The organism is Streptomyces sp. NPDC048734 (assembly GCF_043198675.1).
In the GTDB taxonomy this organism is placed as follows: domain Bacteria; phylum Actinomycetota; class Actinomycetes; order Streptomycetales; family Streptomycetaceae; genus Streptomyces.
This window is the reverse complement of sequence record NZ_JBICUZ010000009.1, coordinates 210,631-224,153: the sequence shown is the minus strand read 5'-3', so window position 1 is coordinate 224,153 and position 13,523 is coordinate 210,631. Positions and strand designations below refer to the sequence as shown.

At 73.2% G+C, this 13,523-nt stretch carries 13 protein-coding genes; 3 read left to right on the top strand and 10 right to left on the bottom strand.

The window, feature by feature from the left end; translation table 11 throughout:
* Positions 1–16 precede the first annotated feature (16 nt).
* The 4 genes from ACGFQC_RS24090 to ACGFQC_RS24075 all read right to left on the bottom strand — a co-directional run bounded on the left by ACGFQC_RS24090 (position 17) and on the right by ACGFQC_RS24075 (position 4,540).
* Complete coding sequence (locus ACGFQC_RS24090) at positions 17–1,021, bottom strand: serine/threonine-protein kinase (RefSeq protein WP_363089394.1); 1,005 nt, start codon at positions 1,019–1,021, stop codon at positions 17–19.
* Complete coding sequence (locus ACGFQC_RS24085) at positions 1,018–1,614, bottom strand: hypothetical protein (protein ID WP_363089395.1); 597 nt, start codon at positions 1,612–1,614, stop codon at positions 1,018–1,020. The genes ACGFQC_RS24090 and ACGFQC_RS24085 overlap by 4 nt, the downstream gene beginning before the upstream one ends.
* Positions 1,615–1,621: 7 nt before the next feature.
* On the bottom strand, positions 1,622–3,961 hold the full coding sequence (locus tag ACGFQC_RS24080; protein ID WP_363089396.1) for an FHA domain-containing protein: 2,340 nt from the start codon (positions 3,959–3,961) through the stop codon (positions 1,622–1,624).
* Positions 3,962–4,129: 168 nt separating this feature from the next.
* Positions 4,130–4,540, bottom strand: a complete 411-nt coding sequence (locus ACGFQC_RS24075) for a hypothetical protein (RefSeq protein ID WP_363089397.1) — start codon at positions 4,538–4,540, stop codon at positions 4,130–4,132.
* Positions 4,541–4,846: 306 nt separating this feature from the next.
* Here ACGFQC_RS24075 and ACGFQC_RS24070 point away from each other — a divergent pair, with 306 nt between their 5' ends.
* Complete coding sequence (locus tag ACGFQC_RS24070; RefSeq protein ID WP_363089398.1) at positions 4,847–5,230, top strand: nuclear transport factor 2 family protein; 384 nt, start codon at positions 4,847–4,849, stop codon at positions 5,228–5,230.
* A gap of 195 nt (positions 5,231–5,425) precedes the next feature.
* Here ACGFQC_RS24070 and mgrA read toward each other — a convergent pair whose 3' ends face one another.
* Positions 5,426–6,418 (bottom strand): L-glyceraldehyde 3-phosphate reductase, encoded by a 993-nt coding sequence (gene mgrA, locus ACGFQC_RS24065; protein WP_363089399.1) that lies wholly within the window; start codon positions 6,416–6,418, stop codon positions 5,426–5,428.
* A 145-nt stretch (positions 6,419–6,563) separates the two neighbouring features.
* On the opposite strand from mgrA, the gene ACGFQC_RS24060 reads away from it, so the two are divergent.
* A complete protein-coding gene (locus tag ACGFQC_RS24060) occupies positions 6,564–7,451 on the top strand; it encodes a LysR substrate-binding domain-containing protein (RefSeq protein WP_363089400.1) in 888 nt (295 codons plus the stop codon).
* A gap of 88 nt (positions 7,452–7,539) precedes the next feature.
* A complete protein-coding gene (locus ACGFQC_RS24055; protein ID WP_363089401.1) occupies positions 7,540–8,055 on the top strand; it encodes a DinB family protein in 516 nt (171 codons plus the stop codon).
* Here ACGFQC_RS24055 and ACGFQC_RS24050 read toward each other — a convergent pair.
* From ACGFQC_RS24050 to ACGFQC_RS24030, 5 genes are all read right to left on the bottom strand, one after another.
* Entirely contained in the window at positions 8,019–9,107 is a 1,089-nt protein-coding gene (locus tag ACGFQC_RS24050) for an adenosine deaminase (RefSeq protein ID WP_363089402.1), read from the bottom strand. The two genes, ACGFQC_RS24055 and ACGFQC_RS24050, sit on opposite strands and share 37 nt — an antisense overlap.
* Positions 9,108–9,184: 77 nt before the next feature.
* Positions 9,185–9,577, bottom strand: a complete 393-nt coding sequence (locus ACGFQC_RS24045) for a VOC family protein (RefSeq protein WP_363089403.1) — start codon at positions 9,575–9,577, stop codon at positions 9,185–9,187.
* Positions 9,578–9,705: 128 nt separating this feature from the next.
* Positions 9,706–10,611, bottom strand: coding sequence for an aldo/keto reductase (locus ACGFQC_RS24040; protein ID WP_363089404.1), 906 nt, complete (start codon positions 10,609–10,611; stop codon positions 9,706–9,708).
* A 29-nt stretch (positions 10,612–10,640) separates the two neighbouring features.
* Positions 10,641–11,531 (bottom strand): glycoside hydrolase family 19 protein, encoded by an 891-nt coding sequence (locus ACGFQC_RS24035; RefSeq protein ID WP_363089405.1) that lies wholly within the window; start codon positions 11,529–11,531, stop codon positions 10,641–10,643.
* 281 nt (positions 11,532–11,812) lie between these two features.
* Positions 11,813–13,135: an aldehyde dehydrogenase family protein gene (locus ACGFQC_RS24030; RefSeq protein WP_363089406.1), complete on the bottom strand. Its 1,323-nt coding sequence runs from the start codon at positions 13,133–13,135 to the stop codon at positions 11,813–11,815.
* Positions 13,136–13,523: the final 388 nt, after the last annotated feature.

Sequence of the window (13,523 nt, the reverse complement as noted above, 5' to 3'; positions counted from 1 at the left end):
CGCTCGCCGGGCGGCGTCAGGCCCGATCGTCCCGTGGTTCGAACACCGGGGCCGCCCACCGGGGCGGCGGCTCGGGGCGGTCCTGGCCTGCTGCCGCGAGCTTGCGGTCCGTCTCCGTCGGCGGATGTCGCCGGGGTGAGCCGGACAGCAGTGCCGTCCTCAGGGCGGCGACGAACGCGAGGCAGGTGGGGTGGCGGGCGTCGGGGGTCTTGGCGAGGGCCCGCGCGAAGACCTCGTCGACGGCGGGCGGCAGGTCGGGGCGGGCGGTGGTGAGCGGGGGCGGCTCGTCGTACTGGTGGGCCCACAGCAGGGCCATGTCGTCGTCGCGGCGGAACGGCGGGTGGCCCGCGAGGGTCTCGTGGACGACGCAGGCCAGGCCGTACACGTCGCAGCGGCCGTCGACCGGGCGGCCGGAGATCTGCTCGGGAGCGACGTAGTCGAGGGTGCCGACGAACTGGCCGACGGTGGTGAAGCCGGTGAGGGACAGCGACTTCTTCGTCAGGCCGAAGTCGGTGAGGTAGACGTGTTCGGGGTGGTCGCTGTCGGTGCCGCGGTCCACGAGGATGTTGCCGGGTTTGACGTCGCGGTGGACGAGGCCGTGCTCGTGGGCGGCGTCGAGGGCGGAGGCGACCTGGGCGGCGATCCGGACGGCGGTGGCCGGCTGCAGCGGTCCGCGGTCGTCGAGGAGGTGGCGCAGGTCGCCTCCGGCGACGTACCGCATGGCGATGTAGAGGAGGCCGTCGGTCTCGTCGGCCTCGTAGACCGGCACGATGTGCGGGTGGTCGATCGCGGCGGCGACCCGGGACTCGTGGGTGAAACGCTTGCGGAAGGTGTCGTTGCGGGCCAGTTCGGGGGCGAGCAGTTTGAGCGCGACGGTCCGTTCCAGCCGCAGGTCGCGGGCGCGGTACACGACGGCCATGCCGCCGCGTCCGATCTCCCGCTCGATGCGGTAGCCCGCCACCTGGCGGCCGACGAGGTCGGAGGGCCGGCCGGAGAAGGGGCTCGTCGTCCCGCGGGTCATCGGCGTTCGCCGTCGGGCGTCACGACCCGGGTCGGGGCGTGGCCGACGTCCGGGCCAGCGTCCGGGTCGCCGTCCCGGCCGCCGTGCGGACCGGCGTCCCGGACCGCGGCGGGCGGGTCGTCTGCCGCGTAGGTGCTCAGCCGGCTGCCGTCGCCGTACGTCCAGCACAACCGGGCGGGGTCGTAGAGCCAGACGGACTCGCCGTCGACGACCACGCCGATCCGCAGGCCCTGGGTGCGGCGGCGGAAGGCCTCGCCGTCGAGGCCGCCCGTGGCGAGTTCCTCGACGGCGGCGCGGTAGCGGGCGAGGGCCTGTTCGGTGCGGCCGAGCAGCGGGCGCGGGTCGGCGGCGATGGTGAGGGGGTCGTCGGGCAGGGGCGGGTCCTGGGGCACGGCGACGAGGTAGCGGCCGTCCACCCAGGCCGACCAGCCGTTGGAGCACAGTACGTGTCCCCAGTCGCCGCGCCGCTCGACGAGCCGGACGGGCAGCAACGGGTCGAGGGGGACGGTGGGCCGGGCCGGGTCGGGGGTCTCCCAGGCCGGCATGCCCTGCTGGGGGACGACGTGCGTGGGCCGGAAACCGGGGGGCGTCATCGCGGGCCTACTTCCGCATCACGGCGGGTTCGTGCCGGCGCAGCAGCCGGGAGACGGCGTACCCGAAGACGGCCGAGAGCACGACGAGCATGCCCACGTCGAGCAGCCACACCCCCGCCGAGTGGGCGAACAGCGGGTCGCCGGCGAGGTCGCCGGGCACGATCCGGGCGAGGTCGAGGGTGCCGGCCATGGCGGCGAACGCCCAGCGGGAGGGGATGAGCCAGGCGAGCTGTTCGAGGCCCGGCACACCGTCCAGCGACAGCAGCGCGCCGCAGAAGACGACCTGGACGATGGCGAGGAGCACCAGCAGCGGCATGGTCACCTCTTCCTTGCGCACCAGGGCGGAGACCACCAGGCCGAGCATCATCGCGGTGAAGGCGAGCAGGGCGACCGCGACGGCGATCTCGACCAGCGGGGGCATCAGGACGCCCTCCCCTCCGGGGGCGCCGAGGTCGACCCCGAGCAGGGCGACGAGCGTGAGCACGACCGCCTGCACGACGGTGACCGCGCCCAGCACGACGACCTTCGACATCAGGTACGCCGATCTGGACAGGCCGACGGCGCGCTCGCGCTGGTAGATCACGCGTTCCTTGACGAGTTCGCGTACGGCGTTGGCGGCGCCGGTGAGGACGCCGCCGACGCACAGGATCAGCAGCGCGTTCATCGCGGTGTCCCGGGTGAGCCGGTCACCGGCGAGGGCGCGGGCCATGGCCCCCATCACGAAAGGCAGGGCGATCATGATGACGAGGAAGGTGCGGTCGGCGCTCAGCGCGGCCGTGTAGCGGCGCACGAGGGTGCCGAGCTGGGCGCCGCGGCTGCGCGGGCGGGGCGGCGCCGGTACGACGACCTGGTCGGAGTGGGGCAGGAGAGGCTGGGCGCTGGAGTCGACGACGTACCGGCGGTGGAGGGGGGAGGCGGCGTACTCCCCGGCCCAGTCGCGGTCCCGGTCCCGTTCGAAGGCCTCGAAGGCCTCGGGCCAGTCCACGAACCCGAAGAAGGCGAGGGCGTCGTCGGGCGGGCCGTAGTAGGCGATCCGGCCGCCGGGTGCGAGGACGAGGAGACGGTCGCAGACGTCGAGGCTGAGGACGCTGTGGGTGACGACGACGACCGTGCGGCCGTCGTCGGCGAGGCCGCGCAGCATGTGCATGACCGAGCGGTCCATGCCGGGGTCGAGTCCGGAGGTCGGCTCGTCGAGGAAGAGCAGGGACGGTTTCGTCAGCAGTTCCAGGGCGACGCTGACGCGTTTGCGCTGGCCGCCGGAGAGGCTGTGCACGGGCTGGTCGGCGCGCTGTTCGAGGCCCAGTTCGCGGATGACCTCCGTGACGCGCGCCCGGCGTTCGGGCTTGGCGGTGTCCTGGGGGAAGCGCAGTTCGGCGGCGTAGGTCAGCGCGCCGCGGACGGTGAGCTGGGCGTGCAGGATGTCGTCCTGCGGGACCAGGCCGACGCGCTGGCGCAGTTCGGCGTAGTCGCGGTAGAGGTCGCGGCCGTCGTAGACGACGGTGCCGTGGTCGGCGGGACGCTGTCCGGTGAGGGCGCCGAGCAGGGTGGACTTGCCGGCGCCGCTGGGTCCGACGACCGCGAGCAGGCACTTCTCCCCCACCGGGAAGGACACGTGGTCGAGGAGGACCTTGCGGCCGCGGTCGACGGCGACGGTGAGGTCCTGCACGTCCAGGGAGACCTCGCCGGTGTCGACGTACTCCTGGAGTTCGTCGCCGATCAGGCAGAACGCCGAGTGGCCGATGCCGACGATGCCCCCGGCCCCGAGGGGGGCGGCGGTGACGGGCAGGCCGTTGAGGTAGGTGCCGTTGTGGCTGCCGAGGTCGGCGATCTCGTAGGTGCCGTCGGGCAGGGCGCGCAGTTCGGCGTGGTGGCGGGAGACGACGAGGTCGTCGAGGACCAGGTCGTTGTCGGGGGCGCGGCCGATGCGGACGGTGCGGGTGGGCAGCGGGCGGACGGTGGTGGGCCGGCGGAACGTCCCGGTCACGGCGGGGTTGGCCACCGCGGAGGGGCGGGGCGGGTCGGGCGGCGGGCGGCCGGTCAGGACGGCGCACGGGCCGTCGTCCGGGCTGCCGAAGCGGATGACGCTGCCGGGGCCGATGCCCCGTTCCCGCACCCGGCGGCCGTCGGCGTAGGTGCCGTTGGTGCTGTGCTCGTCCGTGAGGGTCCAGTGGTCGCCGTCCGGCCGCAGGACCGCGTGGTGCCAGGAGACGCGGGCGTCGTCGAGGACGATGTCGCTGAGCGGGTCGCGGCCGACGCGGTACTCGTGGCCGGGGACCATCACCGTGACGCCCGTCTCGGTCTCCAGCACGAGTTCGGGCGCGGTGGACGTGATCGGCGACTCCGCCATGCCGGAATTCTATCGATTCGCACCGCTGTGCGCCGCGCGGGAGATCCACACGCGGGAGATCCAGCCGCGGGCCGCGGACCGGCCGCGGGGGTCGCGGCCCGGTGGAAAGCGCGGACCGGCGGCGCGGGGTCCGGAGTGACGCCACCGACCCGCGGCGGCGGATGCCGGTCAGCCGACCGGCATCACCAGGGGCGGGACGGTGCGCTGCATGCGCAGGGCGTCGACGGACTCGGCGAGCAGTTCGTACTCGGTGGTCTCGTCGCTGGCGGCGATCCGCACCAGCCGTCCGGCCGCCAGTTCGTCGGCGATCAGTTCCTGCTGTTCGACGTCGGCGCACCAGGCCCTCAGCAGGCGGGGGACGTCCGGCACGGTGTCGGAGACGGGGACGAGGGCGCTGGGCGGGATGCCCGTGCTCTCCGGCTGCGGGTCGAGCCGCTCGGCGATCCAGGAGGCGCGGTCCCTCAGCCACCACAGGGCGAGCGCCAGCGTCGGGGCCCGGTAGGTGCCGAGCGGGACGCCGATACGGCGCCCGTCGCACACTCCGTACGCGGTGACATGGCACAGGAATTCGTCGTGCACGTCCTTCTCCCCCGTCGCTCGCTGCCGGTGCGGGCCTCGCTTTCCGTGCGGCTCCTGTGGGGTGAACTGCCCCTGACGTTTGAGTATGTTGACTACTGAAACACTGTCACCACGCTTTTTTGGCCAGTCTCTTGGCATATTCCCCGGCGTTCATGGCCGAAATGCGGCGGGTCCGGGCCGACCCCGTCATGACCCGCGGGGCAATCGACCGGGCGGGTGGGCGCGGGCAAGGTGGTCGCACCGGATCGGCGGAGCCCGGATCCGGTTCCCGACCAGGATCGACGACCTGTCGGGGGTCGATTTCCCATGTCCGCGCAGACCGACCGCTACCAGAACGCCGTCGCCCGCTGCTTCGAGGCCTGGAACGCCCGCGAGCCCGGGACCCGGCCCAGGGCCGTGGCCGACGCCTGGGCCCCGCAGGGCGGCTACACCGACCCGCTCTCCGACGTACGCGGCCACGAGGGGATCGCGGCCGTCGTCACGGCGGCACAGGAGCGGTTCCCCGGTTTCGTCTTCCGGCTCACCGGCGCGGTCGACGGCCACCACGACACGGCCCGCTTCTCCTGGGAGCTGGTGGACGAGGCAGACGGGTCGGCGCCGGTGGCCGGCTCCGACGTGATCACGCTGGACACCGACGGCCGCGTCGTCGCCGTCCTCGGATTCCTCGACCGGGTGCCCGCCGGGGCATGACCGGGGAATTCCTCCGCTCGCGGCGGTCCGCCCGGTGAAAGGCGATGACCGCCGCGAGCGGAGGGCGCCGTGCACGACGCCGGAAACCCGGAAACCCGGAAACCCGGAAAACGGAAGCGGAATTCACCGCCGCCCTGCGCGCAAGCTTCGACAAAGAGGCGGGCGAATCCGTCACCGTCCGGCCGGCGGAACGGCTCAGCCGTTGATCACCGCGTCGATGCGGGCCAGTTCCTCCGCCTCGAACTCCAGGTTGTCCAGGGCGCCGACGCTGTCCTCGATCTGCCGGGCGCTGCTCGCGCCGACCAGCGCGGAGGTGACCCGGCCGCCGCGCAGCACCCAGGCCAGGGCGAGCTGGGCCAGCGACTGGCCGCGGGACCCGGCGATGTCGTCGAGGGCGCGCAGCTTGCCCACCAGTTCGCCGGTGAGCGCGTCGGAGTTCAGGAAGGGGCTGTCGCTCGCGGCCCGCGAGTCCTCCGGGATGCCGTCGAGGTAGCGGGCGGTGAGCACGCCCTGCTCCAGCGGGGAGAAGACGATGGAGCCGACCTGGAGCTCGTCCAGCGCGTCCAGCAGGCCCTCGCTCTCGGGGCGCCGGTCGAGCATCGAGTAGCGCGGCTGGTGGATGAGCAGCGGGGTGCCCAGCTCGCCCAGGATGCGGGCGGCCTCGCGGGTCTGCTCGGCCGAGTAGTTGGAGACGCCGACGTACAGCGCCTTGCCCTGCTGGACCGCGGAGTGCAGGGCACCCATCGTCTCCTCCAGCGGAGTCTGCGGGTCGGGGCGGTGCGAGTAGAAGACGTCGACGTAGTCGAGTCCCATCCGCTTCAGGCTCTGGTCCAGCGAGGACAGCACGTACTTGCGCGAGCCCCACTCGCCGTAGGGACCCGGCCACATCAGATAGCCGGCCTTGGTGGAGATCACCAGCTCGTCGCGGTACGGCGCGAAGTCGGCCTTCAGGAACTCGCCCAGCGCGGACTCGGCGGCGCCGGGCGGCGGGCCGTAGTTGTTCGCCAGGTCGAAGTGGGTGATGCCGAGGTCGAAGGCGCGGCGCAGGATGGCCCGCTGGGTCTCCACGGGGCGGTCGGGCCCGAAGTTGTGCCACAGTCCGAGCGACAGCGCGGGGAGCTTCAGGCCACTGCGTCCGGTGCGCCGGTAGGGCATGTGCGCGTAGCGGTCGGGGTGTGCGGTGTACAACGCGACTCCAGGAGGGGGGTGGGCTCGGATGACCGGTCCCGGCAACCGTAGGCCGGTCACGGGACCGTCCCCCACTCTCGCCCTGCCTGCGGGCAGTGGTCCAACAGAAGAATCCGATGGAATTCAGCGGATAGGCTTCTCAATCATGGAACTGCGCCACCTCCAGCACTTCGTCGCGGTCGCCGAGGACCAGCACTTCACCCGGGCCGCCGAACGCCTGATGGTCTCCCAGTCGGGGCTGTCGGCGTCCATCCGCGCGCTCGAGCGGGAGCTGCGGGCGCCCCTGTTCGTCCGCACGACCCGCCGGGTGACGCTGACCGAGGCGGGCCGCGCGCTGCTGGCGGAGGCGGAACGGATCCTGGTGCAGGTGCGCGCCGCGCACGAGGCGGTGGCGGCCGTGCAGGGCGTGGTGCGCGGCACCCTCTCGGTGGGCACCGAGCAGTGCATCGCCGGGGTGCACGTGGCGGGGCTGCTCGCCGCGTTCCGGCGGCGCCACCCGGACGTGGAGATCCGGCTCCGGCAGTCCGGTTCGGGCGCGCTCGCCGAGGAGGTGGCCGCCGGGCGGCTGGACCTGGCCTTCGCCTACCGCACCCAGGCGGACAGCGACCAGCTGCGCTCCGCCTCGCTCACCGGTGAGCCGATGTACGTGCTGTGCCACCCCGACCACCGGCTCACCGGCGCCGCGGCCGCGCCGACCCCGGCCGACGTCGCCGACGAGGTGTTCGTCGACTTCCACCCCGACTGGGGTCCGCGCCGCGCCACCGACGCGGCCTTCGCGGCGGCCGGGGTCCGCCGGACGGTCGCGCTGGAGGTCAACGACGTGCACAGCCTGCTGGACCTGGTGGACGAGAACCTCGGCATCGCCGTCGTGCCGCGCCACTTCCGGCACAAGCGGGAGGCGCTCACCGCGCTGCCCCTGAAGGGGACGGGCGAGGTGGTGTACGAGACGGTCGCCCTGCTGCCGCCCGCCCGGGCGACCAGCCCGGCGGCACGCGCGCTGATGACCCTCCTGGAGACGGAGCGCGGCGGGTAGGTTCCGGCCGCTCGGGGCCTGTCCGGTGGATCATGCCGGACGGGTCCGAGGGGCGGCGCCCGGGCGGCGGGTGCGCCATGGTGGACGTATGCATGCCAAGGACATCCTCATCGACGGCTACGGCCGCGTCCGGGAAGAGGTCCACGCCGTCGTCCGGGACCTCGCCCCGGACGACCTCGACGCCCGGCCGGCCGCCGGGGCGAACCCGGTCGCCTGGCTGGTCTGGCACCTCACCCGCGTCCAGGACGACCACGTGGCCGACGCCTTCGGGCTCGATCAGGTGTGGCTCGCACAGGACTGGGAGAAACGGTTCGGCCTGCGCCTGCCGCGCCGGGACACCGGGTACGGGCACAGCGCGGCGCAGGTCGCCGAGGTACGGGTCACCGACGGCGACCTGCTGACCGGGTACCACGACGCCGTCCACGCGCAGACCCTCCGGGCGCTGCGCGGGGTGACCGCGGCGGACCTGGAACGCGTCGTGGACGAGCGCTGGGACCCGCCGGTCACCCTCGGCGTACGCCTGGTCAGCGTCCTGTCCGACGACCTCCAGCACGTCGGACAGGCCGCCTACGCGCGCGGGCTGCTTCGGAGCGCGGCCGCGTAGCCCGGCAGGACGACGTCCTCGATGAGGGCCTTGCGCTCGTCGAACGGGACGAAGGCGCTCTTGAGGGCGTTCACGGTGACGGTGCGCAGGTCCTCGACCGTCCAGCCCGCCTCCTCGACCAGCAGTGACATCTCGCGCGTCATCGTCGTCCCCGAGACCAGACGGTTGTCGGTGTTGAGGGTGACACGGAAGCCGAGGTCCTTCAGCGCGGTGATCGGGTGCTCGGCGATGGAGGTGGCGGCGCCGGTCTGGAGGTTGGACGTCGGGCACATCTCCAGCGCGACACGGTGGTCCCGCACCCAGCCGGCCAGGCGGCCGAGCTTGCCGTCGACGATGTCGTCGGTGATGCGCACGCCGTGGCCGATGCGCTGGGCGCCGCAGACCTGGAGGGCCTGGTGGATGCTGGGCAGGCCGTGCGCCTCGCCGGCGTGGATGGTGAAGGGGACGTTCTCGCGGCGCAGGTGCGCGAAGGCGTCGAGGTGGTCGGCGGGCGGGAAGCCGTCCTCGGCGCCGGCGATGTCGAAGCCGACGACTCCGGCGTCCCGGAAGGCGACCGCGAGGTCGGCGGTGGCGCGGGTCCGGTCGAACATCCGCATGCCGCACAGCAGGGTGCCGACGCGGACCGGGGTCCCGGCGGCGGCCGCCTTGGCCATGCCGGCCGCGAGGCCCTCCTGGACCGTCTCGACGACCTCGGGCAGGGTCAGGCCGCCGTCGAGCATCAGCTCGGGGGCGTAGCGCACCTCGGCGTAGACGACGCCGTCCGCGGCCAGGTCCAGGACGTACTCCTCCGCCGTGCGCAGCAGGCCCTCGCGGGTCTGCATGACGGCGAGGGTGTGCTCGAAGGTCGCTATGTACCGGACCAGGTCACCGGAGTTGGCGGCCTCGAAGTACCAGGCGGCCAGCTCCTGCGGGTCCGTGGTCGGCAGGGGGTGGCCCACCGCGGCCGCCAGCTCGACGACGGTGGCGGGGCGCAGGCCGCCGTCGAGGTGGTCGTGCAGGACGGCCTTGGGGAGTCGGCGGAGGATGGCGGAGTCTACGCGCGTAGCGGTCATGGTGGATCTTTCCTCGGGCGGGGCGGTAGGGCGGGGTTGCGGGGACGGGACGGGGAAGAGGGCGAGGGCCGGCGGGGTCAGCGGGCGGGCTGGAGCAGGTCCCAGCGGTTCCCGTACAGGTCCCGGAAGACGGCGACGGAGCCGTACGGCTCGTGGCGGGGCTCCTCCAGGAAGGTCACTCCGGCGGCGCGCATCCGGGCGTGGTCCCCCGCGAAGTCGTCGGTGTGCAGGAAGAACCCGACCCGCCCGCCGGTCTGGTCGCCGACCCGGGAGCGCTGGGCGTCGTCCTTGGCCCTGGCCAGCAGCAGACCGGTGCCGTCCTGGTGGCCGCCGGGCCGCACGACGACCCAGCGCGATCCGTCGGGACGCGCCGCGTCCTCGGCGAGGCGGAAACCGACGGCCTCGGTGTAGAAGCGGATCGCCTCGTCGTAGTCGTCGACGACGAGGGTGACCAGGGCGATACGACTCATCGGGACCTTTCGGGAGGGCTGATTAGCGGAAGAGGTTATACGTAAAACTTGGTGGACGCCAGTCACCTCCGGCCCACCCCTGCGAGTCCGGGCTCGGCGGGGTGGGCGCGGCGGGAACAGGCCGGAGGTCAGTCCGCCTCGCCGTGGGCCCCGTTCAGGCGGTCCAGTTCCGCCGGCGTCAGCCGGAGGCGTCCCGCCGCCACGTTCTCGGCGAGGTGCTCGGGGTTGCCGGTGCCGGGGATGGTCAGCACGTGCGGCCCCTGGGCGAGGGTCCAGGCCAGCCGGATCTGCGCGGGGCTCGCGCCGTGGGCGCGGGCCGCCGCCAGGACCGCTTCCCCGTGGGCGGTCGTGGCGCCCCGCGGACCGCTCTCGCCGGCGATGGCGTAGAACGGGACGAAGGCGATGCCCTGGTCGCGGCAGAGGCGCAGGAGTTCCTCGGTGGCGGGCGGGCGGTCTCCGAGGCCGTAGCGGTTCTGGACGGCGACCACCGGGGCGATGGCCTGCGCCTCGGCGAGGTGGCGGGGCTCCACGCCGGAGATGCCGAGGTGGCGGACGAGGCCGGCCTGGCGCAGCTCCGCCAGGGCGCCGAAGTGTTCGGCGATCGACTCCTGGCCCATCCGGCGCAGGTAGACGAGGTCGAGGTGGTCGCGCCCGAGCTGGCGCAGGTTCTCCTCGACGTGGCCGCGGAGGTCCTCGGGGCGGGCCGGGGTGCCCCACTCTCCCGACCAGTCGCGGAAGGGGCCGACCTTGGCGGCGATGAGCAGGTCGTCCGGGTACGGGGCGAGGGCGCTGTTGATCAGTTCGTTGGCGGAGCGCAGGGAGGAGAAGTAGAAGGCGGCGGTGTCGATGTGGTCGACACCGAGGTCGAGCGCCTTGCGCAGGACGGCGATCGATCGGTCGCGGTCGCTCGGTGTGCCGAGGTGGAAGGCGGCGTCGCCCGTCAGCCGCATCGCGCCGAATCCGATGCGGCCGACGGTCGTGTCGCCCAGTCTCCAGGTGCCTGCGGCATCCGCGGTGATCGTTTCCGAAGTCATCGGCGGAGTCTCGCACACACCGTCCGGGGTCAGCAGTACAGATTGCCGCCCGGGGAGACGCCCAGGATCTGGGTGAACTGCTGGTACTTGGTGACCCGGCTCTGCACCTGCGCCGGGTTCTTGCCGTCGCACTCCAGGGAGCCGTTGATGGACCGTACGGTCTGGCCGAAGCCGGCGCCGTTGACCATGGCGTTGTGCGGCGTCATGGTGCCGGGACCGCTCTGGGTGTTCCAGTACCACAGGGCCGTCTTCCAGGCCACGGCCGCGTCGTTCTGCACCAGCCAGGGGTTGTTGAGGAGGTCGATGCCGAGCGCGTCGCCCGCGGCCTTGTAGTTGAAGTTCCAGCTGAGCTGGATGGGGCCGCGCCCGTAGTAGGCGGCCTGACCGGCCGGGCAGCCGTACCACTGGCTCCAGTCGCAGTAGTGGGGGTAGTTGGCGGTGTTCTGCTCGACGACGTGCACCAGACCGCCGGTCTCGTGGCTGACGTTGGCGAGGAACGCCGCCGCCTCCTGCTTCTTGGTGGCGTCGCTGCCGGTGGTGGTGAAGCCGGGGTAGGCACTGAGGGCGGCGGTGAGGCCGCTGTAGGAGTAGAAGGGGTTCCGGCCCGGGAACATCTGGTTGAACTGCGCCTCGGTGACCACGAAACTGCCGACCGGTGTCCCGGGGCCGGTGTCGCAGGCGTACGGCTCCCAGTACCAGGTGCTGATGACGGGGTCGTAGCCCGGGTTGTCGTGCTCGGCCACGTAGGCCCTGCCGTCGGTGTAGCGGACGACGTCGCCGGTGCGGTAGGCCTTGCCGGCCACCCAGGCGGGATAGCTCGAACAGGCGGCGGCGGACGCGCTCGTGGCCGGCAGGAGCACCGGTACGGCAGTGGAGAGGACGAGTGCGGTCACGACCGCGGAGATACGGCGCCTCGACACGGGATCAACTCCTTCACGGAGCACGGCCGTCCCCGGCACGGGGCGGGGCGGAACCGGGCCTCGTGCGCGTACCGGTGGAGCCGGTCACGGCTCGGGGGCGGCCGTGGTGGGGGTGTGGAGGCACACTCAACCGCTTTGGTATGTACCAGTCAAGGGTGTAGACCAGTCGACCCGGCCGGGTCGACCGGCCGGGGTGCCGCCGGAACCTCCCGCGACCGGGGAGGACGGCCCTGCCCGGCGGCTCAGGTCGGTGACTCGGACAGGCGGCCCCGCCCGACGGCTCAGCCCAGCGGCTTCTCCAGCACCGCCTTGCGGTGGCTGAAGGTCTCCATCGAGTACCGGCCGTGGTAGTTGCCCATGCCGCTCTCCCCCACTCCGCCGAACGGCAGGTCGGAGACGGTGAGATGGGCGAGCGGCAGACCGTGACCGAGGCCTCCGGAGGAGGTCTCGGCGGCGATGCGCTCGCGGGTCTCCTCCGACCGGGAGAAGACGTACAGCGCGAGGGGCTTGTCGCGGTCGTTGACGAACGCGATCGCCGCGTCGAGGCCGTCGACGGTGACGATCGGCAGGATCGGGCCGAATATCTCCTCCCCCATGACGGGGGATGCGGGGTCGACGTCGGCCAGGACGGTCGGCGCGATGTACTTGTCCGCACGGTCGCTGCCGCCGCCGACCACGACGCGGCCGGAGCCGAGCAGGGCGGTGAGCCGGTCGAAGTGGCGCTCGTTGACGATCCGGCCGTACTCGCCGGAGGTCTGCGGGTCGGCGCCGTAGACCTTCTCGACGGCCTGGGCGAGGAGGGGCTCCAGGGCGGCGGCGGTCGCGGGGTCGGTGAGGACGTAGTCGGGGGCGACGCACGTCTGGCCGGCGTTGAGGAACTTGCCGCGGGCCAACCGGTCGGCGACGACGGCGAGGTCGGTGTCGCGGTCGACGAACGCCGGTGACTTGCCGCCGAGTTCGAGGGTGACCGGGGTGAGGTGCTCGGCGGCGGCCCGCATCACTATGCGGCCGACGGTTCCGTTGCCGGTGTAGAAGATGTGGTCGAACCGTTCGGCCAGCAGGGCCGTGGTCTGCGGGACGCCGCCCTCGACGACGGCGACCGCGTCGGTGTCGAGGTGGGCGGGCAGCAGCCGGGCCAGTGCGGCGGAGGTCGCCGGGGCCAGCTCGCTGGGCTTGACGACGACGGCGTTGCCCGCGGCGAGGGCGCCGACGAGCGGAGCGAGCAGCAGCTGGGCGGGGTAGTTCCAGGGCGCGATGACCAGGACGACACCGAGCGGGTCGTACTGGGTCCAGGCGCGGGCGTCGGCGCCGAGGTGGGCGGGGGCCGGGGCGGGCTCGGGGCGCAGCCAGTCGTCGAGGTGGCCGAGGGTGTGGTCGATCTCGCGGATCGTGAAGTCGATCTCGGTGCGGTAGGCCTCCGTGGCGCTCTTGCCGAGGTCGGCGTGGAGGGCGGCGGCCAGGTCCTCGCCCCGTTCCGTGAGCATCTCGCGCAGGCGGCGCAGCTGTCCGGTCCGCCAGGCGGCGGGCTTGGTCCGGCCGGTGCGGAAGGTGGCGCGCAGCCGGGCGACGACGTCGGCGGGCTGCTCGGGGGTGGCGGTGGTCACGGTGCCTCACTGGTGGTGCGCGGGCTTCTCGGCCCTGGGTACGGATGGCGAGCGGTCAGCTCGGTGTATATGCCAACCTTTCATGCGCCAAAACATATTCCCGGGCCCGGCCGTTTCACCGCGCGGCCCCGCCGCCGGGTCGTCCGCGCGGCTCAGCGGCCGGCGTGGGCGACCCTGTTCCTCATGGCCCGGGGCCGGACGCAGGAGTCCCGCGGGGCCCACCTCGACGCCTTGGCTGGTCGTCGGCGCACCCGAGGGGACGCGGGAGCACGGAGACGGGGGGGGGGCCCCCCCCCCCCCCCGGGGGGGCCCCCCCCGCGCCCCCCCGCCCCCCCCGCCCCCCCCCCCGGGCCCCGCCAGGACAGGGGGCGGCACTCCGGGGAAAAAA